The organism is Methylosinus sp. shoA, from assembly GCF_059718125.1.
Genome location: NZ_AP046091.1, coordinates 1694983 through 1719657 on the forward strand (window position 1 = coordinate 1694983; position 24675 = coordinate 1719657).

Sequence of the window (24675 nt, forward strand, 5' to 3'; positions counted from 1 at the left end):
GCTATTATTGGTTCGAAGCGCTTTTCACCCCGCCCCTGTCCGACTTGCGCGACTGCTCGAAGGTCTGCTGGGCCGAAAGCCATGTGGCGTAATCGGCCTCCTCCTCGACGATCAGCATGCCGCGCATCTGCGGATGTCCGATGCCGCAATAGGCGGCGCAGAGAATCTCATATCGGCCGATCTTGGTCGGTGTGAACCACAGATAGGTGACGAGCCCGGGCACGAGATCCATTTTCGCTCGGATCTGCGGCACGTAGAAATCATGCAGAACGTCCAGAGAGCGCAGCAGCATTTTCACCGGCTTTCCCACTGGCAGATGCAATTCGCCGTCGGCGACGATGAGATCGTCCTTGCTCTTGGGATCGGAAAGGCTGACGCCGAGCGAATTGCCGCCGTCGACGAAGCGCACGTCGCTCGTTCCGAGCTTGTTGTCGGCCCCCGGCAGGCGGAAGCTCCAGCTCCACTGGACGCCGACCGCCTCCACCTCCATCGCCCCGTCGGGCACGGTGATATATTGGCCCCAGACGAGCAGCCCCGGCGCGAGGAGAATGACGACCCCGATTGTCGTCACGATCGCGAGCCACGCCTCCAGCTTCTGATTTTCCGGCTCATAGGCGGCGCGCCGCCCCGGCTGATGGCGGAAGCGATAGAGACAATAGGCCATGAACAGCACGACGGCGACGAAGCCTGCGCTCGTGATCCAGAACGTCAGCGCCACCGTGTCGTCGATGAAGCCCCAGTTCGAAGCAATCGGCGTCGCGCGCCAGGGGCTGAGGAAATGGAACGCGAGCGACCCGACCACTACGAGAACCATGGCAAGTGCGACGAGCATGGCAGCCGATCCCGCAACGAGCATGAGCGTCCGAGACCGTGGCCGATCTCACGATTTGCTGCAGTCTAGTCCCAAAACGATCTGCGCGTCAAAAAAACAGTTGCGAGCCATGCCGAACTCCGCCGGGATTTTTGAAGGCCGCGAGTCTCGATAAAGATGGGGCGTGGACAGCGAGAAGAAGACGTCGCCGCGATATTCACTCGGACGGCGCAGGAACGCCGAGGCGATGATGCCTCGCAAGGGGACCGATCGCTTCGATTGCGACGATGGTCGCGATCTCAGCCAGGCCTCGGCAGGCGCAGCACGACCCTGCGCCACGCCGGAATCACTCGAACGCAGCAGCCTCCGGCGTCCGGGCGCGTTGGCGTCTATCGGACCACCAAGACCGAGCAGGTCGCATGTCTCACGACCGCGCTCGCATTCGAACCCATGAGAAATCGCTCCTTACCGGGTCTATGAGATCCGATGATTATCGAATCTGCTGCCCAATCTCGGGCTTCAGCGAGAATATTCTGATAAACAGGACCGAACAGTATAGAGGTGGATATCCGTTCTGGGGAACGTTTGCATTTGGCGGCGACAGCCGCAATCTCGCTCTGCAGTCCAACTCGAATGTTCTGATCGAAATTATCGGGCACATAGTCGATTATCGATATGGGAACGAGAGATTGGATGTTGATGATGCGCATATCGCTATCGAATTGTTTCGCCAGTGCTTCGGCGACGCTCATGGCCTGCGCGACGAGCGCCTGTTCCGTCAGATCGATCGGGATGAGAATTCTCTTGAACATGGCTGCCTCCCACGCTCGCTGTGATGACAACTGTGGCGTTGCATCCGCTTCACAATGGCCGGACGCAGGAAGCGCCGCCCAGACCTCGTAGGCCCATACGTAACGATCCAAGGCGCGCCGGAGAGGCGCGACCTCGCCGAAGCTCTCATAGCCGACAATGAAATGTCGGCCGTAACGCTGGCCGAGCTCCAGCGGCGTGTTCATCACGCGATTTTCACGCAGCCGTGCCGAGAACCATCTACCGCCGAGCGCGGGCGGCACGCAGCACTAAAGCGCGAGCAGGCGACCTTGGCGGCGCGAAATTCTACCGCCGCGCCGCGCGGCGAAGACCGACGCCAAGACACCTGCGGTCGACGCGCCGAAGATCGTCGCCCTGTCCAGTTGTGATACGGGAAGAACAATGGATCGTCGAGGCTGACGGCGATCGCGATCGAGCCGGCGCCGGCCGCCCACTGGAAGACGGACATTACGCGCGACGACGTCGGCTCGCGCCCGCTCCCGTGCAAGGATCGGTCGCCGTCGCCAATACGACGCCGATGGCAATAGGCGAGAATGTTCCACAGCGAGAATATGCGGCCGAGGAGAAGTGCGCCTGGCAGCGTCAGGCGAAAAGCATCGAGCCAGGGCGGATGATAGAGGCGGAAGGCCTCCACCGCGGTCGCGATGGCCATCGCGACCGCTGCGATCCGCCATCGCGGCCAGTCGCCTGGGCCAGCGGCGACGAGGAAATAGACCATCGCCGCCCACAGGACAGAGCCGCCGTATTTCACCATGAAGGCTGGCAGGCCGAGCCCATGCCCGAAGACGCGCAGGGACAGTCCGGAGAGAATGATCGCCGCACAGATCGCCAACCGCATCTTCATGATTGCGACCGCTCCCGTCCTACGAGCGGGATCGTCAGCACGAAAGCTGCGCCGGGCGGTGCGCCCTCGCCATCCTCTGCCAGAGCAATGCTTCCGCCATGCGCGTGGAGCATGGCGCGCACGATCGCCAGGCCCATTCCGGTGCCGCCGCTGTCGCGCCGCGTCGTGAAGAAACTGTCGAAGACCTTGTCGCGGTTGGCGCGCGAGATGCCTGAACCATCGTCGCGGACTGCGACGCGCATGTCGTCGCCTCGTCTCACGACCGAAATAGTCAAATGCGTCGCGCCATGGCGTGCGGCATTGTCGCCGAGGTGCGCGAGCACGATGCGGAGGCTCTCCGCCGACATTCGTATCGGACGGGCGAGATCGCCATTCGCCTCGACATCCAAAGTCGCGAAGGCCGAACGCAGATCGGCGACAGCCTCGGCGATCGTCGTCTCCCCCGAGATCGGCGTCGTTTCGGCCCAGGCGAGCTCGCGCAGCCTCCGCACGACCGCCGTCAGCCGCCCTGCGTCCGCAATGATATTGTCGAGAAAGCGGCGCTTGTCCTCGGCTGTCATGCCCTGCGCCGTCGGATCGAGATCGTCGCACAACAGCTCCGCCGCGCCCTGTATAGACGTCAGCGGCGACTTCAGCTCATGCGAGACATGGACGGCGAAGGTCGCGATGAAATCCGACCGGTTCTGGAGATTCTCCGCCATGTCGAGAAAGCTCTGCGATAATTGCGCGAGCTCGGCGGCGCCGTGATGCGCGAGCGGCCGCAATGCATTGCGATCGCCGCGGCCGATCGCGGCCGTGCGACGCGTCAGCTCCCGCATCGGCCGCGTGATCGCGCGCTGGAACACGAAGCCGATCAGCGAAGCGAGGCTCACGACGGTCAGGGCCGCGAGCGTCACCTTCCCGCGCTCGTCGTAGAAGCTCTTGAAAATATTGCTCGGCGTGCGCGAGGCGTAGACGACGCCGGCGACGCGGCCGCGCGCCACGACCGGCATGGCCGTGAAGATGCGCACGGCGGTCCCACGGCTCAGGGAATAGAGCGGCGGCGGCTCATGTTTCAAAACCCGCGAGCGCATGACGCTGCGGAACCGCCCCTGGAGCGCGTCGGCGACCTCCTCGACATGGGCGAGCGACAGGCCGAGCTCCTCACGCCCGGCGATCACGACGCCTCTGAGGTCGAGCAGCCGAAAGCCGGCGAGTGTGACCCGCTGGATTTCGACGAGGGCAGGCGCCAGCCGCGCGCCGAGCGCGACGAAGGCGGGGTCCGCGGGAGCCGCGGCGGTCCGTGCCTCGGGCCGTCGTCCCAGCGTGACGTCGGTGGACAGATCGAGCGTCGGCAGGATCGGCGCATAGGGCTCCGTGGGGTCGGACGAGGGCGCCGGAGCCAGCGCGCCCAGCGGAGCGCTTTCCGGGAAGCTCGCTTCGATCTCGCGCCGCATGATCGCGGCGACCGCTGCGCTCTGGCCGATCAGCTCGGATTCCGTCTGGTGTACGAGCTGGTTCTCGTAGATGCGGAAAAAGAACAGGCCGGCGAGGGGCAGCGCCAGCGCGGCGGCCATCACCAGCGACACGATGAGCCCGACGCTCGGACGCCATTTACGCGGGACCTGAATTTTCGATGGTCCGCGGGTCAAGCGATCGTCTCGCAGCGGCCGATCCGGAAACCCACGCCATGCACCGTATCGATCGCATTGTCGCAATGGAGGGTGGCGAATTTCGCGCGGATATTGCGAATATGGCTGTCGATCGTGCGATCGGCGACATGGATTGCGCCGCCATAGGCCGCATCCAGAATCTGGTCGCGCGAGAATACCATGCCGGGTCGCGCCAGCAGCGTCTTCAGAATCGCGAACTCGATCGACGTCAATGCGACCGGTCGCGTCCGGAAGGTCGCGGCATGCGCGTTCGCATCGAGGATGAGGTCGCCGCGCGACATCTGCGCCGCCTCCGGCGGCGGACGCGTCTGCGCGCGCTTCAATATGGCGTTGACGCGCGCCACCAGCTCGCGCGGGCTGAAGGGCTTGGTGACGTAATCGTCGCCGCCGATCTCGAGGCCGATCACGCGGTCGATTTCTTCATCGCGCGCGGACAGGAACAGGATCGGCGCCTCCGAGGTCTTGCGGATGCGGCGGCACACCTCGAGACCGTCCATCTCCGGCATGCCGACGTCGAGCACGACGAGATCGGGCGCCGCCTCGCCGAAACGGCGCAGAGCCTCCGCGCCGTCGCGGGCGGCAACCGTCTTCATGCCGGCCTTTTCCAGCGCGAAGCAGATGATGTCGCGGATGTGGGAATCGTCGTCGGCGACGAGGATGCGGTAGGCCACGGAAGCGCGCCTATGAGTTGCCCGAGACGTCGCCGTTCGTCGGCGTCGCCTCGGGATGTGTATCGAAATATTGCTTCAGGCGCCAATCGCGAAAGGTCCAGCGGCGCCAGTCGAGATCGGCGACGGCGCTCCGGGCGGATGCGCGGGCCCAGCATTCGTTCCTCGGCGCAGGCCGGCGGTCGCCCGACCGTTCGGCGACGAGCCGGACATAGCGATCATAGGCAGGCATCGCCTGCGGCCCGAGCGAAAGGAGGTAATCCATGTCGAGCGTCCGGCCCGCGTCGCTCGCTTCGAATTGCGCGACATTGTAGCTTGCGACGACATAGGGAAAATTGACGAAGCAGCAGATGTAGAGAGTCGCAGCCGCGGCGAGGGCGTTGGCGTCGAGCAGCCATTTGTTCGATTTTCGCCAGGCGATCTGAACGATGATCAGGATCAGGCCGACGCCGACCAGCCCCATCCAGATCATGGCCGAAAGCCGCAGTTCGGTCAGCGAATAGGCGGCGACATAGAGCCCTGTGCGAAAAATCGACGACAGGACCAGCATGATGTTCTGCGCGACAAAGACCAGCACGAGGGGCTTTATGCTCGGCGATGTCTCGGCGGGTCCGCCCGGACGCATCGCCACCAGGACGAAGCCGGCGGCGAGCAGCGCGGTCGCCAGCAGAGGATAGGCGCCGCGATGCGCATATTCCGCATAGGTGAGCCCATTGGGCAGCGCGAGCCCGCCCCAGAGATAGGCCGCGTCCAGCGAGGTTTGCAGCGCGAACAGGAGGTTGCACGCGACCAGCGAACGCAGCACCGCGTCTTTGCCGAGCAGCGCATCATCGTCACCCTTCCGGCACGGCGATGCGGGCGTCGACCGCGACGGTAGGCGCCGGCGGCGGAAGTGGACGAACGGCCATGTCAGACACGCGATCGACAGCCAGAACGCCGCTCGCCACGGCGAGACCAGATCTAGAATGCGCCTCGGATCCATGACCCGCACCCATTCGTCGATGAGCGGATTGGCCGACGCAAACAGCGAGAGAAAGAGGAGAAACAGGACGAGCGGCACGAGCCAGGCGACGAGCGCGGCTGCGCGCCAGCGAGGCCGGCGCCTCATCCACGACAGTCTTCGCGCACGTAGAACATCACCGAGCAGCAAGAATGGTCCAACGAAAAGCTGGCGCGACGCATGGCGCAATTGCAGGAGCCAGCCAGCGGCGTCCCCTGTCGTCATGACCTGCGTGAACAGCAGCGTCCCTCCAACAGTAACGAGAAACGACAGCCAGGAGACGTCCTCGACTATAGCCAGAAGCGCGAGAACGAAGGCGGTCGCGGCGACGATCCGCAAGCGCATCTCCGCGCGGACCGGATTGGCGATAATCGCCATAACGCCGCATGCGCTCAGAAAGACGGCGAGCGACAGGCCGAGGCCGCGACGATCGAAAAACAGCCAATCGGCCAATGCCGCAGTGGCGGCGGCGAGAACGAGCCGGCGCGCGAGCCATTGCATGGGAGAGCGGGAGGACAATGAGAGCTCGATCATCGCGGGCATTCCTTTGGAGATGGGCGATCGGGAAATGAAATGACATTGCAAGGCCGCCGCTCACGGACGGCGACGATCGGGCGGGCTGCGGAGGGCCGGTCAGGCGGGCGGGCGAGCCACCAGCCGTCGTTCACGAGCCGGCGCGGTAGGCATACAGCGGGTAATGGAAGGGAGACGACGTCGGCCATGCTCGGAACATGCGCCGAGGCTTTGCAGTTCGCTCGCGGCCGGCTCTCAGATTTCCAGGATTATTTTGCAGCTTTCGTGCAGGCGGCGGGGAGGACCGTGGCCGGCGTCGATGGAAGATGCCGCAATGGCGCCGTCCCGAGTCGATGGGAGGGACAGCGGCTTGTTTCCCGCATGATGATGAAACGGGGCTTTGCCCGAGATTGGCCCCCAGGCAAGCGGCTCGGAGACTAGCTAAGACCCGCTTCGATCCAACCGGATCGCTTGTCCGCTTTGGGGCCATCGTGTCGGAGACAGCGCCCGCAAAGAAAGCAAACTATGATGTCGGCATGAACGCGATGCTTTGTCAGAAAGCATCAAAGTGATTGTACGATTACAGACAACTGAAATGTCGATAATTGACAAATAAAAAATTCTTGACGGAACTCGGCGAGCATGGCGTGATGTAGTTGAACTACATATAAAAAGGGCGTCCGCTTTGCGTAAGAGCTCACCGAATCCCCTGCTGCCGAAACGACAAAGAACGCTCGCCATCCATTGGCGGGCAGGTTCTTCAGCGGGGATGGTAGGTCTGTCTCATGTCCCGCCCGTCGGATCGGAACATCGCGCAGAACCGCTCGGCCAGAGCGAGTCGTCTTCTTACAAGAAAGATCCGCGCGGCCGGAAGCCGAAGAGCGAGAATCCCAAGCCCAAGGAGCCCGCGCCTCGTCCGGTTGACCCTCCTTTGGTTTCGTTTGTCCAGGCGAACCCAGCCGCAGGATGTTTGAGCCACAACGTCGGCTCCTTCTTCATGCAGTACAATTCCGGTTGGGGAAGCAATCTCGACATGTTGGCGCTTGCGCACGGCCCTATCGGTTGTGGCGCATTCACTCAAGCTGCGCGTTTTAACGTGCCAGGATTTGTGCAAGGCGTGGAAACCTTCACCGCGCTTCATGCGTGCACGAACCTTGTAGCTGAGGACCTCGAGGACAGCGGCGACGCAAAGCTCGCGCGCGCCCTCGATGAATTGCAGCAACTCTTCCCGTTGGCGAACGGCATCACGATCCTGAGTGAAGACCCGATCGCACTCCTCGACACGAATGCCAAAGGCGTCGCCAAGGCGAAGGCGAGCGAACTCGGCAAGCTGATCGTGCTTCGCTCATGCGAATCGATTCGCATGGCATGGCCAGTAGCAGAGGCCGCCGGAGCATTTAAGGCCGCGTCGCACCATGTGAAGCGCGGAGAGCCGACGAATTACGAAGTCGCATTGCCCTTTTTTCGGGAAGCGGCAGGACTTGTTTGGCTCGTCGACAGGCTCTTGCGCGATATCGGGCTCGATCCCGTTCATGAACTGACTGGCTCCTCGGCGAGCGACATGGCCCGCATCGGCGAATGCAAGCTCGTCGTGGGATTTGCTGACAGGCTCGATGTGCCGATTGATTATCTCCTTCATGGAGAAGCGCATCGCTTGAAGAATTGGTTCGATATTCCGCTCGTATGGAGTTGCTTCGAAGGTCCTTCGGCGACCGACGCTTCGCTGCGAGCGATCGCCGCGCGATTCGACTCGACAATAAGATGCCGCGCCGAACAGATAATTGACGCCAATCGCAAGAAGATCGATGCGATCGTCGCTCGCTATCGTCCTCGTCTTCAAGGCAAGCTGGTCGTTCATTTCTATCCGATGACGGAAGAGCAGCTCGAGCCCTATCGGCTGCTGGGCTTGAGGATCGGCAACGCCAGTGGATGGCCGGGCAAGTCGGGCGTTTGGCGCAGGCCGCGTCTCGTCTGCGACTCCGGCGAGCCGAGCGACAAGGCCTTGGTTTCTTATCTCGCCGAAGCCAAGCCGGACCTCGTCCTTCACATCGGACGCGACGAATACGAGTGGCGTAAGCGCGGACAGAAAGTTCTGCCCGTGACTCCCTTTTCCGATCGGCGGGGTAACGTGTTCTGGACATACGACGGCTTCGCTTGTCTAGCCGCCGCGCTCGATTGGACGATGAATTCTCCATGGTCGAAATTCGTCAAATCGCCCTGGGCGACCGGAGGCGGACGATGAAAATCTGAAGCTCTCCCATTTTTCAGACAATGTTCGAGATTTCGCGCGTCGTCGACTGTGTCGAGCGTCGACGATGAACTGCGACTTGAATCCGGATCCCTGCCAAGACGATCCGCGCGCTCGACAACAACGGATAGACGGAACAGGACGATGAAGCAACTTCTCATGAACTCGAGCGCGATCGCAAATTTCCTGTGTTTGGGATACGGGTCGATCGCGTTGCTCGCAACGTGCCAACCAGTTCGTGCGCAAGAGGTGACGCCGGTGCCGGACATCAGCGTGACCGATAGCCGCGAACGGGCGCCCGGGAACAAGGTGAAAGCGAAGGTGAAGGAAGGGAGCGCGGAAGTAGGATACAAGCCGGAGACCGCAAAGACAACTGGTCCGTGGGGCGACAAGCCTATTCTCGACACGCCGTACTCGGTCCACTCGACCTCGTCCGAGTTGCTGGAAAATATAATCTCTGGCTCGACGGATCAATTCCTCAAGTTCAATCCGCTTGTTAAAGCGGAATGGAACTCGACTTTGTTCGGTAACCTGTCGACCTCATTGCGAGGTTTTTCGGGTCTTCAAGTGACGCGGGATGGCGTACCGATCCGCTATTCATGGCTGAGCTCGAACGTCGAGGATCTAGATCGTATCGAGGTTCTCACCGGACTTTCCGGCTTTTTGTACGGATCGGGCAATGTCGGCGGATTGGTCAATCAGGTCACCAAACGTCCGACCAAGGAGCCCCTGGCTAATTTGACCGGCGGAAACTACGGAGGCAGCCAATATTTCGTGCATGCCGATCTAGGCGGCCCTATCGATAAAGGAGGAAGATTTGGATACAGATTCAATTTTGTCAATACCGACGGCAATACGCCGATAGCAGGCCAATCATTGAACAGAAAGCTCATCAGCGGAGCCTTGGATTGGCATGTGACCGACAATTTTCTGCTTCAGGTCAACGCCTCTCACAGTGAATATAAGATGTTCGGATGGGCTGGCCTCTTAGCGCTGGCGGGCCTTCAGCAATATCCGCCCGCATCCTATTTCGACAATACAAAACCTCTGGGTCCGAACTGGGGATTTCAGAACATAAATGCTAACCGAATCGGCGTAAACGGCCAGTGGGATATCGACCGTGCGACGGCCCTACGCGGTGGATACTTGTATTTCGAAGAGCGAAGGAGCTTCGCGCTTCCGGCAGCGATATTACTTCAATCAAACGGATCTGTCTTGTTGACAAATCAGAAATTCCTTGACGATCTTGGCCAGGCGACCGGCGGATATGTCTACCTTGATCGAAAATTCGAAACTGCCTTCATCGAGCACAAATTGACAATTGGGACGAATTTCAGTGGATATGAGAGGTGGCCTCATCAAGACTCGACATTTACGTCTTATTCGGTCTACCCAAACATTCTTGAAACGTTGAACGCTCCTGAATACGCGTGGCCCGTGCTCGGGTCAAAACCGCGTTATCTGCTGACGAAATTCGACAATACAAATATCGCTATGGGTGATGATATCAGAATAACTGACGAGATTTCTGCTCTTGTTGGGCTGAATTATGCAAATATTTCGTCAACATCCTATGATACGACAGGAAAGCTGACGAGCAAATATGACAAGTGGGCGCTCACGCCGACAGCGTCGCTGGTTTACAAGCCATGGAGAAACATATCGACATATTCTACATATATCGAATCGATGGAGCCGGGGCGGGTCGTGTCGGACAGCGCGATACCCCGCTATACGAATGGTGGACAAGTATTAGCTCCGACTATAAGCAGACAGATCGAATTCGGCGCGAAAGCCGAGATCGGCCGCACCCTCGCCACCGCGGCGATATTCGAGATCGACAAGGCAAACTACTACAACCAATACAATTTGGATGGGACTCGAACGCTCACTCAGGAAGGGCGCCAAATCCACAAAGGAATTGAGCTGACCGCGACCGGAAAAATTACGGACGATCTAACGATCTTCGGAGGGGCTATGTTCCTCGACGCTCATATCAAAAAGACCGATAGTTCGACAGAGTTAGGAAAGACACCTGTCGGGGTGGCGAGAAAGAAAGCGTCACTTTATACAGAATATCGTCTGCCGTTCTTGGATGCCCTCTATCTGACTGGCGGCGTGAGTTACACGGGTGATATCTTTCTCGATACGCCAAATGGATACACAGTTCCCGGGTTCGTCGTCGGAGATGCTGGATTGCGCTATGAAACAAAAGTATATGACAAGACCCTGATCGCTCGTTTGAATGTCTCTAACGTTGCCGACAAGCACTATTGGGTCGGCAGCGGTTCGAGCGTCAGCATGGGTTTGCCCAGGGCGGTCAGCTTTTCTGCAACGATCAAATTTTGATGCCCCACTGTCCGACAAATGTCTGAAATGTATCTAGTAGAAGAGGGAGCCATGGAACAGCTTGGTCAAAACACCGAAGGTAACAAAACGCTGGCGGGAGTTGGTATCTACATTCGTAATATACCGCACTTCCACGATACTCCAATGACGCTTTTCTTTCGTGAAGTTCAAGGGAAACCTCTTCGCCATGTTGCGAAAGCAAAAATATCTGTCAGCAGCTGGTCGGACGAAATGTTGGGGGAGCTTGGCCAGCTTCTGGAGGCAAGTGAAAGTAGTGACGGATTTCGTACGACATGGCTGCTCCGGCATCAGGATGATTTAATTTCATGTATACAGCTTAGTGGCGGCTGGGCTGATATTTCCTCGGCAGGCAAGAATATCGTCGCTGCGAAACAGGCTTGCGCCAGCGTTGCGGATCAAATTGCCAGTCCGGTTGATATCGAGACCATTCCATTGACCTTTTGGGCTCGGGACCCTGAGAAAATACCGCAGCCGCTGATGCGCAGGCTGGAGGCGCCGCAGTGGAATAATCTGTCGATGAATTACGAATCCTGCGTCCTCGAAGGCATGGAACGCTTGCTGGCCCTCGAGAGCTGCCCAAAGGAACGGTTGATCCTGTGGCACGGGCCCGTAGGAACCGGCAAGACGCACGCTCTGCGCGCTTTGATCCGCGAATGGCAGCCATGGTGCGATGCTGCGTTTATCACGGACCCTGAGGCGTTTGTCGGAGGATCGCCGACCTACTTGTTCGATGTCTCGAAATTCGGAGCAGGAAATGCGTTCGAAAAATCGGCCAAGCGCAGCAAATTGATCATCATGGAAGACGCCGGAGAACTGATGACGCTGGAAGCGCGCGCGACTACCGGCCAAGGTCTCTCCCGACTACTGAACTTGACGGATGGTCTGATGGGGCAAGGGCTCAATGTAATGGTGCTGATCACTACCAACGAGCCGCTCAGTTCTATGCACCCGGCGGTCGTTCGTCCTGGTCGTTGCCTGTCCGAAATGGAATTCGGCATGCTCTCACCAACGACCGCTAGTCGCTGGTTGCACGAGCACGGTTCGGTTGTCGTCGTAGACAAACCAACCTCACTCGCTCAGCTATATGCGATCGTCTCCGGCCGTGACTCACGGTAGTGTCCTTTTAACCGGATCACGGGGCTTCTTGGACGCTGAACAAGGATCTTATGAAATGCGCTCAGGAGTCCGCGAATGACGCGTCTGTCAGTCCCACTGTTTGGCGGCTTCGTATTGGTTGTGCTCTCTTTGGGCTTGCTTCCAGGCGAAGTGATCGTAGGAGCAGTGTCGAAGCAGAGCACAATCGTCATTGAAGACATGACTGGCGACAAGGTGGGTTTCGAGCGCTACCCCGAGCGCGTGGTCATCTATCCACCTTTTCAGATCGCTTTCATTGCGATCGACGGGGGGGCGGAACGACTCGTTGCGATACCTGACTATTTTCATTCAATGGTGCGGAAGACGGCGTTAGAGAGAGTTGTTCCTCGATTAAAGCAACTACCTTCGAGCGGTCGATACGCTATCCCGGAGCCAGAGCGCTTCTTGCTCTTGCATCCGGAGTGTGCCGTCATCTGGCCGCTGACCGACAACATTCTGAAGAAAATTGGTGCAAGGGGCGTCATTGAGATCGACTACTCGAAGCACGATTACCGGACCGCACAGCTGAACATGTGGCGTCTCCTGGGGGCTATCGCCGGCAAAAATGAACGGGCTGCGGAACTGCTTTCGGTGCGTCCGACGAGTGCGTCGCGAATTCTCGACCGTATATCGAAATCGGACGAGAGACCGGTGAGCGTGCTCTGGGTATGGAGTTACGGCGACAACCGCTGGGCCTTCGTATCCGCTCGAAATCCTCTGGGCGATTTCATTCATTCAGCAGGCGGAGTCAATGTCGCTGACAACGTGGCCCTCCAATTTAACGCCGGGATAGAGCAGATTATTCGTTATGATCCGGACGTCATTCTCGTGGATTCGCCGATCGATGCGCGTAGCCCAGTTCCGCAGACCCTCTATGATGCTCCGGTTTGGCGATTGCTACGCGCTGTTCGCGAGCGTCGAGTGTACGCTGTGCCCAGGTTTTTCAAGGACAATCCCGCTGTTGATGACCCGTTACTCGTGACGTGGCTTACCGAAGTTCTACACCCGAACACGGCGCCTCGATTGACCCGAGACGCCTATCGGAATCTATACAAAAAAGCCTATGGATACGAAATTAATGAAGGAGAAATCGATGAAATGTTGTTTTTCGCCGAAAACATGAAATCGTCAGGATATGATCGCTTTTCCAGGGCGAGTTCAGTGGATCTGAATACAGATATGACGATGAGCAAGGATTAGGAATCTTGTTCACCATGATCTCTCTCGATAACATACGTATCGCTCGCCGCAACATGATCGACTTCATGCCTATTATCCTCTTCGGCGCGCTCGTCCTACTGATGCTGTACTCGCTGACACTCGGGCGCTATCCCGTGCCCTTCGCGGAGGTCGCGCGCATTGTCTTCACGACCTTCCCCATCAATGCGGTCGGCGATTACGAGAACGCGCCCTGGGTGGTCGTCGAGATCGTGCGAATGCCACGCATCCTGCTCGTGACGCTCTGCGGCATGGGGCTCGCGATGTCGGGCGCGGCCATGCAGGGCGTTTTCCGCAATCCGCTCGTCGGCCCGGAGATCGCCGGCGTCTCCTCCGGCGCATCGCTCGGCGGCGTCGCCGCTATCATGTTCTCCTGGCCCCCGCTCGGCATCGTCGGCCTCGCCTTCGGTTCCGGCATCGCCGCGCTCGATCGTTTCGGCATGGCGGATTTCGCTGGGAGGCCGTTTCACGCGATGTCAGGCGGCCAGCGGCAGCTCGTCATCTTCGCACGGGCGCTCGCCACGGAAGCTGAGATTTTAATTCTCGACGAGCCGACGTCGGCGCTCGACCTCGAGAACCAGGCCATCGTGCTCGAGCGCATCGCATCGCTGTCGCGCGATGGCCTGACGATCGTGATGACGACGCATCATCCCCATCATGCGCTCGCCGTCGACGACGACGACGTCCTGCTGATGCGTGGCGTGGAAGATTATCTGATGGGACCGGCCGCGGCGGTTCTGACCGAGGAAAATTTGACGCAGCTTTACGGCCACCGCTGGAGGAAGTGCTAAAAAGTCTTCCGCCACATAACGCGGGAGGCGACTGATGGAATTTTTTTGGGACTGGACGTGTCGATGGACGAAACGGCGGTATGCGTCGTCGACGGCAAGGGCGAAGTGCATCTGCAGACGTGGGTAATGACCGATCCGGAGGCGCTACGCGCCGTTCTCGAGCCGTATCTGGGCCGGCTGCGGCGTGTCGGCCACGAGGCGGGGGCGTTACGCCGTGGCTGCATCCGAAATTGCTGAAGCTCGGCGTGCCGGCCATCTGTCTGGAGACGGTGCATGCGCGCGCGGCGATGTCGGCGCAGCGCAACAAGACCGACAAGGCGGACGCCCATCTGATGCGCACAGGCTGATTCCGCCAGGCCCACATCAAGTCGGCGGACTGTTATCGGACGCGGCTCTTGCTGACGCACCGGCGCAATTTGAAAGCGAAATTCCTCGATCTGGAAAACGTCATCCGTCATTCTCTGAAGTCGTTCGGCATCCGCCTGGGCAAGGTCGGACGCGGGGCTTTCGAACAGGCGGTGCGCGAGGCGACGGCCGGCGATGCGCTGACGAGCGAGCTGATGGACGCGATGCTGAAGGCGCGCGCGGCGCTGTGGAAGCAATACTGCCGCCTGCACGATCTCGTCGTGAAGTTCGTCGCCCGGAGCGAGCTGGCGCGACGTTTCATGGACAACGGAACTCGCCATCCTCGAGACGCTCGGCGAACAGACACACGCCCGCGCCGTCCCAGAAAACCAGTTTGATGCGGTCGGCGCGCTTGGCGCGGAAAACGTAAATCGCGCCGTCGAAGGGATCGGCCCTCATCGTCTCGCGGACCAGCGCCGCCAGACCCTCCGCGCCCTTGCGGAAATCGACCGGCTTCGTCGCCACCATCACCCGCACCGCGCCGGTCGGACCGATCATTTGGCGGCTCTCAACGCCCGGATCACCGCAGTGATGGTCTTCGCTTGCGCGCCGCGTCCGACCCGAACCGTGACGCCATCGACTTCGAGTTCGATCGTCGGCGCCGAATCGATTTCCTGGCGCAGGGCTCGTCGTTCGCGTTTCGCCGGCGGCGCGGGCTCAGGCCCTTGCATGACTGCGGGAACGAACAATGGCGGCGCGCCTGCGTCCTCGCGAGCCTCGGTCTCTTTGCGCGCCCGACGACGCCACGTAAAAAGCTGCTGCGGCGTCAGACCATGCCGCCGCGCCACTTCACAAACGCTCGCGCCCTCCGCGAAGCTCTCAGCGACGATCGCCGCCTTCTGATCCGCGCCCCACGTCCTCCGACGCCCCGCGCCCGTGAAGACCTCGATCCGCCGCGTCGGAGCCCCTTCAGGCTCCGACATATGTTTACGCTCTGAAATCGACATGTGTCGGAGCCCCTATCGCTCCGATTATCGTCGCCCTCGCTCGCTCAAAACAGGTGGGACCAGAACAACGCTTACGATCCGTCGCGTTTCCGCCGTTCACGAGATGTCGCGGCCTATTTCGGATTGACGTCGCGGCGCTGGCAATCCGCCACTTCGATCGATGTTCAGGGACGCATCTCGAAGGCCGGCGACCCGGATGTATGACGTTCGCTATACGAGGCGGCGTCGGCGCTGATGACGCGATTCCGGGGCAAGGACAAGCTCAAACCTGGGGTGAGGCGCTGGCCAGATCCGCCGCACGTACCGGCTCATGGCTGTTTCTTCCGTAGCCTCACACCCGGCCCCTCGCCATTCTCGTCGACGAAGTGAACCGCCCCGGGTATGCCGGAGGCCCCAACTCTTGAGAGACTGGGGTCATGGAAGCAAAGAAGACGACGAACAAATTTTCATCTGAGGTCCGCGAACGGGCGGTGCGGATGGTTCAGGAGCATCGCGGCGAATATCCGTCGGAATGGGCGGCGCTGAACTCGATCGCCTCGAAGTTCGGCTGCACCGGGGAGACGCTGCGCAGTGGGTCCGGCAAGGGGAGCGCGACGCCGGATCGCGCGCCGGTCTGACGACCGACGAAGGGGCGCGCTTAAAGGCGCTGGAGCGGGAGAACCGCGAACTCCGGCAGGCCAACGAGATTTTGCGCAAGGCGTCGGCCTATTTTGCCCAGGCGGAGCTCGACCGCCGGTCGAAGCCATGATCGCCTTCATCGACGAGAACCGCGACAGCTACGGGGTCGAGCCGATCTGCGAGGTCTTGCCGATCGCCCCGTCCAGCTATCGGGCGCATGCGGCGCAGCGGCGTGATCGCCGGCCTGTTCGCGGCGGTCTCGTGCATCACTCGGACCGAGGCGTGCAATATGTCTCTATAAAATACACGGAGCGCCTCGCCGACGCTGGCGTCGAGCCGGCCGTCGGCAGCGTCGGCGACTCTTACGACAATGCGCTCGCCGAAACGATCAACGGGCTCTACAAGGCCGAGGTGATCTGGCGATGCGGACCGTGGCGCAGCCTCGAGCAGGTCGAGTTCGCCACGCTCGAATGGGTGGACTGGTTCAACAACAAGAGACTGCTGGAGCCGATCGGAAACATCCCCCCGGCCGAAGCCGAAGCGCGCTACTATGCGCAGATCAAAGAGCACGCCATGGCGGCGTGGCTCAAACAAAACGGCCTCCGGCAAACCCGGGGCGGTTCAATCGTCGCTTTCTCCAGATGTGCGGGCACTATCTCGTCGAACCCGTGGCCTGCACGCCGGCGTCGGGTTGGGAGAAGGGCCAGGTCGAGAATCAAGTGGGTTTGGTGCGCGAGCGCTTCTTCACGCCGCGTCTGCGGTTCAAGAGCTATGACGAGATGAACGCCTGGCTGCTCGACAAATGCGTCGCCTATGCCAAAGCGCATCGTCATCCGGAAGCCGCCGACCGAACGATCTGGGAGGTTTTCGAGGAAGAACGCCCCAAGCTCGTTCCGCTGCGGGGACGCTTCGACGGCTTCCATGCGGTGAGCGTCGCGGTGTCGAAGACCTGCCTGGTTCGTTTCGACAACAACAAATACTCGGTCGAAGCGAGAGCGGTCGGCAGGCCTGTCGAGGTTCAAGCCTATGCCGACCGCGTCGTCATTCGACAGGACGGGGTTGTCGTCGGCGAACATTGCCGTCGCTTCGGACGCGAAGAAACAGCCTATAATCCTTGGCATTACGTGCCTGTCCTTGCGAAGAAGCCCGGCGCTCTGCGCAATGGCGCGCCGTTCAAGGACTGGGTCCTTCCCGCCGCTATGGAAAAAATCCGGCGCAAGCTCGCCGGCTCGGCCGATGGCGATCGGCAGATGGTGAAAATCTTCGCCGCCGTTCTCGACGACGGGCTGCCGGCGGTCGAGGCCGCCTGCGCCGAAGCGCTGGATCAGAGCGTTCACTCCGCCGACGTCATTCTGAACATACTCGCACGGCGCCGCGATCCCGGTCCGCCAGTGACCATCCTCACGCCGGACGCGCTGCGACTGAGGCGCGCGCCGCGCGCCGACTGCTCGAGATACGACCAACTGAGGAGGTCCGGATGATGATGGAGCGCACGCAAATCTTCGATATGATGGGAGAGCTGAAGCTCTTCGGCATGAGGAGCGCTTACGATGAGACGCCGGGGGTCGGCTCGAGCGGCAACACGAGCCGCCGCAGATCGTCGGGAGCCTGCTGAAGGCGGAAATCGCCGAAAAGCAAGCGCGCTCGATCAAATATCAGATGACGATCGCCAAGCTTCCTCTGGCCAAGGACATCGACGACTTCGACTTCGAAGCCGCCGACGTCAATGAGATGCTGGTTCGCGATCTCGCCGGCGGCGTCTTCGTCGCTCATCAGCGCAACATCGTGCTCGTCGGCGGAACCGGCACCGGCAAGACTCATCTCGCCATAGCCATCGCGCGATGCTGCATCCGCGTCGGCTTGCGTGGCCGCTTCTTCAACACCGTCGACCTCGTCAATCGGCTGGAGGCGGAAACACGTGCCGGACGTCAAGGTCGCATGGCCGACTATCTCACGAGAATGGACTTCGTCATTCTCGACGAGCTCGGCTATCTGCCCTTCGCGCAAGCGGGCGGACAATTGCTGTTCCATCTCGTCAGCCGGCTCTACGAGCGCAGCTCGGTGATCGTCACGACCAATCTCGCTTTCGGCGAATGGCCGAGCGTCTTCGGCCACGCCAAGATGACGACGGCGCTGCTCGACCGCCTCACCCATCACTGTGACATCGTCGAGACCGGCAACGAAAGCTGGCGTTTCAAGAACCGGGCCTGAGGCGGTCATCCGGTCGAGCCGCCGCGGTTGTCGGCGTAACTGCGGTCGGGCTACGCCCGCCCTCCGTCACGCCGACAACCGCGGAAAGCGCACACTCGAAAGGGGTCCCTTTTGGATGCAAATGCGGGGTCCCGTTTCGATGGCGTTTGACAATCCTGCATCAGCCGCACACCGGGCGGAAGGCGATCTCGCGCCCCGCCTTGCCCTTCTCGGCGAGCCATTTCGAGAAGCCTTCGATATGCTCCTTGGTGACGGAGCGCCCGTCCTCGTTGCGCAGCAGATTCTCGAGCAGCACGCGCAGCGAATAGGGCAGGCGCGAGACGCCCTCGATCCCATTGGCCTCGGCGGCCTTCAGCGAGAAATAGTGATAGGCGTCGTCTTCGACCTCTAGCGTCTCCAGGGATTTGAAACTGTCGAGCGATGTCATCCGACTTTGTCCTTTACGCGCCTTCGGGGCGACAGCGGTTTATGGAAGCGCTCTGTCCGAGCGACATGAGCGATGACGACCACCGAGGTGCGTCTCTGTCGCATCCTCGTTGCTGTATAGGGCGACTGCGCCAATGGCGTTACGCTATCTGGTCAGCCGACGTATCGCCGATCGTTCGACCCGATCGAACGCGGCCCAGACGCCATCCGGTCCTTCCCAGCTTCCTCGCGTGGCGCCTTTCGAATATTCGGTCGACCGCTGCTCGAAGAAATTGGCGTGCTCGACGCCGTTGAGAATTTCCGTGATCCAAGGCAGAGGATGCGGCTCGATCTGCCTTTGCTCTTCGTCGCCGGAAAAAAATCCGAAGAGCCCGGGCAATTTCAATTGCGCCAGCCGCCAGTCGGCGATGAAGCGCACATATTTCTTGATGTCGTCCGCGTTCATGCCTTCGACGTCGCCCAGAGCGAAAGCGAGATCGATGAAGCGCTCCTCGAGCCCGACCATGGTGCGGGCGACATCGAGGATATCGTCGCGCACGGCGCGGGTCACTGCTCCGGTTTCGTGGCTCCATTCATGGAAGAGCCGAATGATTCCTTCGCAATGCAGGCTCTCGTCCCGCACCGACCAGGTGACGATCTGGCCCATGCCGTTCATTTTGCCATGGCGCGGGAAGTTGAGGAGCATGGCGAAGCTGGCGAAGAGCGCCATGCCTTCCGTGAAGGCGCCGAACATGGCGAGCGTGCGCGCCACATCCGCGACCGTGTCGACTCCGAATGTGTGCATGTAATCGGCTTTCGCGCGCATTTCGGCATAGTCGCGAAAAGCGGCGAATTCGGTCTTCGGCATTCCGAGCGTCTTCAACAGGAGCGCATAGGCGTCGATGTGCACGGTCTCCATATTGGAGAACGCCGCCATCATCATCTGGATTTCGAGCGGCTGGAACAGAGGAATGTAACGCTTCAGGTAGTTGTCGCCGACCTCCACGTCCGATTGCGTGAAGAAGCGGAATATCTGCGTGAGCAATGACCGTTCGGCGTCGCTGACGCGTTCCGACGCCCAATCCTTGATATCGGCGCCGAGCGGCACTTCCTCGCCCATCCAATGGGTCTGCTGCTGGCGCTTCCAGAAATCATAGGCCCAAGGGTAGCGCTCGACGTCGTAGGAGCCGGTCGCCGTCAGCAGGCCGACGCGCCCCGAGCCGATGAGCGAGCGCGGATCGGCGTCGGCGAGCGAGAGGCCCGAGAGCTCGATCACTGGCATGAGAGGCACTCCTCGTAGTCGCGGCGAGGAGCGGAATGTCCGGCGGAGGCGGCATTCTCGATGCGGCCGGCGAATCCGGCGCGGCTCAAGGACTTCGAGCGACAATAATAGAGGCTCTTGAGGCCGAGCTCCCACGCCTTCCAATGCAGCATGTGCAGGTCCCATTTGTCGATGTCGGCAGGCAGATAGAGATTGATCGACTGGCTCTGGCAAATAAACGGGGCGCGATCGGCGGCGAGCTCTATGATCCATCTCTGGTCGATCTCGAAGGCCGTGCGGAAGACGGCTTTCTCCGCATCGCTCAGCGCGTCGAGATGCTGCACGGATCCTTCCTGTTCGAGGATCGAGCGCCATGTCGCTTCCTTGTCGAGTCCCTTCGCTTCGATCAGGCGCTCGAGATGGGGATTGCGGACGCTGAAGGCGCCGGAGAGCGTCTTGTGCGTATAGATGTTGGCTGGGACCGGCTCGATGCAGGCGCTCGTTCCGCCGCAGATGATGCTGATCGAAGCGGTCGGCGCGATCGACAGCTTGTGGCTGAACCGCGCCCGCATGTCCCGCTCGGCGGCGTCCAGGCAGGCCCCGCGCTCTTCCGCGAGGAGGACCGAGGCGGCGTCGGCTTCGACGCGTATCTTTCGGAAGATCGCCTTGTTCCAGGATTTGGCGGCGACGCTCTCGAACGGAATTCCGCGCGCCTGAAGAAAGGAGTGGAAACCCATCACCCCGAGCCCGACGGAACGTTCGCGCAGGACCGAATAGCGCGCCCGCGCGAGCGTGTCGGGCGCGCCGTCGGCAAAAGCGGTCAGCACATTGTCGAGCATTCGCAGCACGTCTTCGACGAACCTCGGGTCGCTCTCCCATTGATCCCAGGTTTCGAGATTGAGGGAGGCGAGGCAGCAGACGGCCGTGCGCTCTTCGCCGCGATGGTCCTCGCCGGTCGGAAGAGTGATCTCGCTGCAGAGGTTCGACGTGGAGACGCGCAGGCCCAGATCGCGCTGATGCTTCGGCAGGGCCCGGTTCACCTGGTCGATGAACAGCAGGTAGGGCTCGCCGGTCTGGATGCGCGTCTCGAGGATGCGCTGCCATAATTGCCGCGCGTCGACCGACCTGACCGTCTCGCCGGTCTTCGGGCTCCTGAGCGCGAAGGGCGCTCCGGCGGCGACGGCCTCCATGAAGGCGTCGGTGACATTGACGCCATGATGCAGATTGAGGCCTTTGCGGTTGAAGTCGCCGGTCGGCTTTCGGATTTCCAGAAACTCCTCGATTTCGGGGTGATGAATGTCGAGATAGACGGCCGCGGAGCCTCTTCTCAGCGACCCCTGGCTGATCGCCAGCGTCAGGCCGTCCATGACGTGAATGAACGGAACGATGCCGGACGTCTCGCCATTGCCTCTCACCTTTTCGCCGATGGACCTCACGCGCCCCCAATAGGTGCCGATGCCGCCACCGTTAGAGGCGAGAGCGACATTCTCGTTCCAGATCGCGACGATGCCTTCCAGCGAATCTGGAACCGAGTTGAGAAAGCAGGAGATCGGCAGGCCGCGCGTCGTGCCGCCATTGGAGAGAATCGGCGTCGACGGCATGAACCAGAGACGCGACATGGTGTCGTAGAGGCGCTGCGCATGGGCTGCGTCATCCGCATAGGCGCAAGAGACGCGGGCGAACATATCCTGATAGCTCTCGCCCGGAAGCAGATAGCGATCGTCGAGCGTCGCCTTGCCGAAGGGCGTCAGAAGAGCGTCGCGCGAATGGTCGAGCCGAAGATCGCCGGGCGTCGGCGGCTTGGCCAAGGGTTGCGGCGGCGGGGAATGCAAGGCGCGAATGTGCGCGCTCTGTCGCGTCGGAAATATCTTTACGAGATGGCCGTGCTTGTCGAAATCGAACGCCGCCTGCGTCATGCGATGCCCCGCTCGCGTGAGGACGGACGCAGGAAGCAGCGAGCATCGTCCGTGCGATATAGAGCGCAGGACCGCCAGCGACCTCCGGACGCCCCGCCCGTGGACGAAAATGTTCGCGGCAGGTCTCCTGGCTCGCGGGTCGCGGCGCGATCAGCCTTCCCAGCGCATTCGCGCCAGTGGCGTCTTTGATCGCGCTCACCGCTCACAGTTGCGGGGGCAGCTTCGGATTCGCCTTTCGGCTCACCGAATTCCCTCTTAGCTCTGGAAACGAATCCAGAGACCGAGAACATCTATATGTTGGGGTCGGTTCGATGCAGCTGTCAATAGCTGGCTGAACAATATTGCTTCGAGCGATCTGTCTCGAGCGATCTGTCGCGGGCTTGACTGATTCTGCGTTCGACGGTTACATGATCGGCGATGGTTCCCTTTAAGGGATGAAAAGTGAATGCGGTGCGCGCGCTTCCGGGCGCGCAATGCCGCGGCTGCCCCCGCAACTGTGAGCGGCGAGCCGAGGACGAACGAAGCCACTGGGGTTCCATGCGACCTTGGGAAGGCCGTCCGAGGCGACGACCCGCGAGCCAGGAGACCTGCCATCATTCGTGGTCACGCGCGAAGGCGTCGGGCGGGGTGCACCGAGGCGGCCGAAACCCGCTGACATGCGCGCCTCGTGCGCGTGCGCACGGGTGGAGACCTTTCGCAGTGACGGTCCACGTCTGCTGCTGGTCTCGAACTCATGCACATGCAAGTCTCGCGAGCCGTCATCGACGGCTCGGTCGCGCACGTCCTGCGCGCGTCCACCATTTTCTCCGCCTTCGTCCTCGCCGCTCTTACGTCCCCAACGCAGGGGCAGGAGGTTCTGCCGGAAATCGAAGTGGGCACGGTCGTGACGCCCGACCGCGTCGAGGAGCCGGCCACGCGCACGGCCGCCTCCGTGTCGGTCGTGACGCCCGCCGAAATCGAGAAGCGCGGCTCGCTCGGATTGACCGACGTCCTGCGCGGCGTTCCGGGTCTCGATATCTACGGCTTCGGGGGACCAGGCGCGCAGTACAATGTCGTCCTGCGCGGCTCCACGCCGAGCCAGACGCTGCTGCTGATCGACGGCGTCCGCATCGGCGATCCTTCGAGCGGCGGCGGCGAGGCCGATCTCGGCGGCTTTGCAATTCTCGACCTCGAGCGGATCGAGGTTCTGCGCGGCCCGCAATCGGCTCTCTACGGCTCGGACGCGATGGGCGGCGTGATCAACCTCATCACCCGCAAAGGCGCAGGCAAGCCGCGCGGCTCCGTGCTCGCGGAAGGCGGAACCTACGGAACGGCCCATACGCGCGCCGCGGTTTCGGGCGGGGAGGGCGATTTGTCCTACGCCTTCGCCATCGACGCGCTGCACACCGACGGCTTTCCCCGCTACGGCTATCGCATCGCGCGGCCGCTGACGATGGCGGATCGCGTGACCTCTCTGCCGCCTCTGCCGGCCGGCGACCCCACCAATCGCGGCGGCGCGAGCGCTCGCCTCGGCTATCGCTTTTCCAACGACTTCTCCGTCGAAGGCGCGTTCAACGGGCATGACGCATCGATCCGCTTCGACAATCCGAGCGCGTTTGACCCGACGAACGTCTACAGTCCGAACAATCATCAGCACGCGTCATTCGCTCAAGGCTATCTGCGCGCCGATCTTGATCTGTTCGACCATCGTTTGCACAACCGGCTCACCCTGTTCCGCAATGTCACGAACAGAGACGTCTGGGTGACGGAATCCTGCTACGACTTGTCCTGGAACTCCTTCGACTGCCGGCTCGGCTATCGCGGCGGCCGGCGCGGGCTCGAATATCAGGGCGATTTGAAGCTCGAAGAGTTCGGGCTCGTCAGCTTCGGCGCGCGGAACGAGACCGAGTCGCTGCACACCTCGCAGGACCCGGCGCCTCTCGGAACATTCACGCCGACGGATGCGGCGCAGACGACGCATTCGGGATTCGCGCAACATCAGTTCACGGTGCTGGACCGATTCGACTTCACCACGAGCGGCCGCATCGACGCGGTCGACAACAACAGCACCTTCGCGACATGGCGCGCGACCGCCGCCTACCGTCTCGAGGAGACCGGCACGAAATTCCGGGCGACGGCGGGAACGGGCGCGCGCGTGGCGTCGCTCTTCCAGCGGTTCAGCCAATATGGCGACCCGAAGCTGTTGCCGGAGCGGAGCACGGGATTCGACGTCGGCGTCGATCAGAAGCTGTTCTCGGGGCGGGCGCTGCTGTCGGTCAGCTTGTTCGACAGCCGATATCAGAATCTCATCGGCTATGGGGTTTCGTCGGGCTGCACGGCGGTTCAGATCGCCGCTTTCGGCGGCTGCTATTACAATGTCGGACGCGCGGAGATGAAAGGCGTCGAATTTTCGGGCGAGGCGGTGATCGTCCCGGACGAATGGCGCGTGCGCGGGTCCTACACGCATCTCGCCGCGATCGACCGCGCCAAGGATCAGACGCTCACGCTGCGGCCGCGCGACAAGGGATCGGTCTCCGTCATCTACACCGGCATCCCGAAGCTCGAGCTCGAGGCGCGCGTGGTCGCGACCGGCGCGGTTCCCGCCACCGACTGGGTCTATTCCAAGCGCGTCTCGCTCGCGTCCTATGCGAGAGTGGATCTGTTCGGCAGCTATAAGTTCGACGACCTTTTCTCGGTTTTCGCCCGCATCGAGAATATCGGCGATACACGCTATGAGGAAACCAATAATTATGGAACGACGGCGCGGGCGGTCTATGGCGGCGTGAAGCTCACATGGTGAGTGGAGCGCGTCGCTCCGCTATTCGCCTTTGCGCATCGGCGGCGCGCGAGCCG

General features: G+C 61.2%; 17 protein-coding genes, 6 pseudogenes, 2 riboswitches and 1 other annotated feature. Of the genes and pseudogenes, 11 read left to right on the plus strand and 12 right to left on the minus strand.

All coding sequences use genetic code 11. From position 1 onward, the window contains the following. Nucleotides 1-4: 4 nt before the first annotated feature. The 7 genes from AC6IW9_RS07600 to AC6IW9_RS07630 form a co-directional block, all read right to left on the minus strand. A complete protein-coding gene (locus tag AC6IW9_RS07600) occupies nucleotides 5-832 on the minus strand; it encodes a cytochrome c oxidase subunit II (RefSeq protein WP_497770946.1) in 828 nt (275 codons plus the stop codon). A gap of 48 nt (nucleotides 833-880) precedes the next feature. Next, a complete protein-coding gene (locus tag AC6IW9_RS07605; protein ID WP_497770949.1) occupies nucleotides 881-1072 on the minus strand; it encodes a hypothetical protein in 192 nt (63 codons plus the stop codon). 128 nt (nucleotides 1073-1200) lie between these two features. Then, nucleotides 1201-1827 carry a universal stress protein gene (locus tag AC6IW9_RS07610; RefSeq protein ID WP_497770951.1) on the minus strand — a complete coding sequence of 209 codons (627 nt, stop codon included), beginning with the start codon at nucleotides 1825-1827 and terminating at the stop codon, nucleotides 1201-1203. Beyond that, nucleotides 1827-2486 carry a ribosomal maturation YjgA family protein gene (locus tag AC6IW9_RS07615; protein ID WP_497770954.1) on the minus strand — a complete coding sequence of 220 codons (660 nt, stop codon included), beginning with the start codon at nucleotides 2484-2486 and terminating at the stop codon, nucleotides 1827-1829. Before AC6IW9_RS07615 ends, AC6IW9_RS07610 begins: the two co-directional genes overlap by 1 nt. Then, the gene (locus AC6IW9_RS07620; RefSeq protein WP_497772464.1) at nucleotides 2483-4042 is read right to left on the minus strand and encodes a sensor histidine kinase; all 1560 of its coding nucleotides are present in this window, start codon (nucleotides 4040-4042) and stop codon (nucleotides 2483-2485) included. The genes AC6IW9_RS07615 and AC6IW9_RS07620 overlap by 4 nt, the downstream gene beginning before the upstream one ends. Nucleotides 4043-4113: 71 nt before the next feature. Further along, complete coding sequence (locus AC6IW9_RS07625; RefSeq protein ID WP_497770957.1) at nucleotides 4114-4809, minus strand: response regulator; 696 nt, start codon at nucleotides 4807-4809, stop codon at nucleotides 4114-4116. A gap of 10 nt (nucleotides 4810-4819) precedes the next feature. Beyond that, nucleotides 4820-6340, minus strand: coding sequence for a DUF4153 domain-containing protein (locus AC6IW9_RS07630; protein WP_497770960.1), 1521 nt, complete (start codon nucleotides 6338-6340; stop codon nucleotides 4820-4822). A gap of 664 nt (nucleotides 6341-7004) precedes the next feature. On the opposite strand from AC6IW9_RS07630, the gene AC6IW9_RS07635 reads away from it, so the two are divergent. From AC6IW9_RS07635 to AC6IW9_RS07660, 6 genes and pseudogenes are all read left to right on the plus strand, one after another. Further along, nucleotides 7005-8561 (plus strand): nitrogenase component 1, encoded by a 1557-nt coding sequence (locus AC6IW9_RS07635; RefSeq protein ID WP_497770963.1) that lies wholly within the window; start codon nucleotides 7005-7007, stop codon nucleotides 8559-8561. 150 nt (nucleotides 8562-8711) lie between these two features. Continuing rightward, nucleotides 8712-10916 (plus strand): TonB-dependent siderophore receptor, encoded by a 2205-nt coding sequence (locus AC6IW9_RS07640; protein ID WP_497770966.1) that lies wholly within the window; start codon nucleotides 8712-8714, stop codon nucleotides 10914-10916. Nucleotides 10917-10967: 51 nt separating this feature from the next. Then, nucleotides 10968-12053, plus strand: a complete 1086-nt coding sequence (locus AC6IW9_RS07645; protein WP_497770970.1) for an AAA family ATPase — start codon at nucleotides 10968-10970, stop codon at nucleotides 12051-12053. A 75-nt stretch (nucleotides 12054-12128) separates the two neighbouring features. Continuing rightward, nucleotides 12129-13271 carry an ABC transporter substrate-binding protein gene (locus AC6IW9_RS07650; protein WP_497770973.1) on the plus strand — a complete coding sequence of 381 codons (1143 nt, stop codon included), beginning with the start codon at nucleotides 12129-12131 and terminating at the stop codon, nucleotides 13269-13271. 14 nt (nucleotides 13272-13285) lie between these two features. Continuing rightward, nucleotides 13286-14080: an iron chelate uptake ABC transporter family permease subunit gene (locus AC6IW9_RS07655; protein ID WP_497770976.1), complete on the plus strand. Its 795-nt coding sequence runs from the start codon at nucleotides 13286-13288 to the stop codon at nucleotides 14078-14080. A gap of 63 nt (nucleotides 14081-14143) precedes the next feature. Next, nucleotides 14144-14748 (plus strand): annotated as a pseudogene (locus tag AC6IW9_RS07660) (transposase); the annotation flags it as partial. Here the strand turns inward: AC6IW9_RS07660 and tnpB are convergent. Both tnpB and tnpA read right to left on the minus strand, forming a co-directional pair. Further along, on the minus strand, nucleotides 14744-14983 hold the full coding sequence (tnpB, locus tag AC6IW9_RS07665) for an IS66 family insertion sequence element accessory protein TnpB (protein WP_497770979.1): 240 nt from the start codon (nucleotides 14981-14983) through the stop codon (nucleotides 14744-14746). The pseudogene AC6IW9_RS07660 and the gene tnpB sit on opposite strands and share 5 nt — an antisense overlap. Continuing rightward, nucleotides 14980-15408, minus strand: coding sequence for an IS66-like element accessory protein TnpA (tnpA, locus tag AC6IW9_RS07670; RefSeq protein WP_497770982.1), 429 nt, complete (start codon nucleotides 15406-15408; stop codon nucleotides 14980-14982). Before tnpA ends, tnpB begins: the two co-directional genes overlap by 4 nt. Before the next feature lie 99 nt (nucleotides 15409-15507). On the opposite strand from tnpA, the pseudogene AC6IW9_RS07675 reads away from it, so the two are divergent. From AC6IW9_RS07675 to istB, 4 pseudogenes are all read left to right on the plus strand, one after another. Beyond that, a pseudogene (locus AC6IW9_RS07675) lies at nucleotides 15508-15722 on the plus strand (transposase); the annotation flags it as partial. A gap of 126 nt (nucleotides 15723-15848) precedes the next feature. Further along, nucleotides 15849-16632: pseudogene (locus AC6IW9_RS07680) on the plus strand (integrase core domain-containing protein); the annotation flags it as partial. Then, nucleotides 16135-16251, plus strand: a sequence feature (AL1L pseudoknot). Its footprint overlaps the pseudogene before it by 117 nt. Before the next feature lie 38 nt (nucleotides 16633-16670). Then, nucleotides 16671-17531: pseudogene (locus AC6IW9_RS07685) on the plus strand (Mu transposase domain-containing protein); the annotation flags it as partial. A gap of 2 nt (nucleotides 17532-17533) precedes the next feature. Continuing rightward, nucleotides 17534-18261, plus strand: a pseudogene (gene istB / locus AC6IW9_RS07690) (IS21-like element helper ATPase IstB). Between the two features lie 172 nt (nucleotides 18262-18433). On the opposite strand, the pseudogene AC6IW9_RS07695 reads toward istB, so the two are convergent. The 3 genes and pseudogenes from AC6IW9_RS07695 to AC6IW9_RS07705 form a co-directional block, all read right to left on the minus strand. Then, nucleotides 18434-18688 (minus strand): annotated as a pseudogene (locus AC6IW9_RS07695) (hypothetical protein); the annotation flags it as partial. A 144-nt stretch (nucleotides 18689-18832) separates the two neighbouring features. Continuing rightward, the gene (locus AC6IW9_RS07700) at nucleotides 18833-19948 is read right to left on the minus strand and encodes a ribonucleotide-diphosphate reductase subunit beta (protein WP_497770985.1); all 1116 of its coding nucleotides are present in this window, start codon (nucleotides 19946-19948) and stop codon (nucleotides 18833-18835) included. Then, nucleotides 19939-21843: a ribonucleoside-diphosphate reductase subunit alpha gene (locus AC6IW9_RS07705; RefSeq protein ID WP_497770988.1), complete on the minus strand. Its 1905-nt coding sequence runs from the start codon at nucleotides 21841-21843 to the stop codon at nucleotides 19939-19941. Before AC6IW9_RS07705 ends, AC6IW9_RS07700 begins: the two co-directional genes overlap by 10 nt. Nucleotides 21844-21943: 100 nt before the next feature. Beyond that, a riboswitch (cobalamin riboswitch) is annotated at nucleotides 21944-22143 on the minus strand. Nucleotides 22144-22244: 101 nt separating this feature from the next. Next, a riboswitch (cobalamin riboswitch) is annotated at nucleotides 22245-22452 on the plus strand. Nucleotides 22453-22582: 130 nt separating this feature from the next. Between AC6IW9_RS07705 and AC6IW9_RS07710 the strand changes: the two genes are divergently transcribed. Continuing rightward, a complete protein-coding gene (locus tag AC6IW9_RS07710; RefSeq protein WP_497770991.1) occupies nucleotides 22583-24622 on the plus strand; it encodes a TonB-dependent receptor plug domain-containing protein in 2040 nt (679 codons plus the stop codon). The last annotated feature ends 53 nt before the right edge of the window (nucleotides 24623-24675 follow it).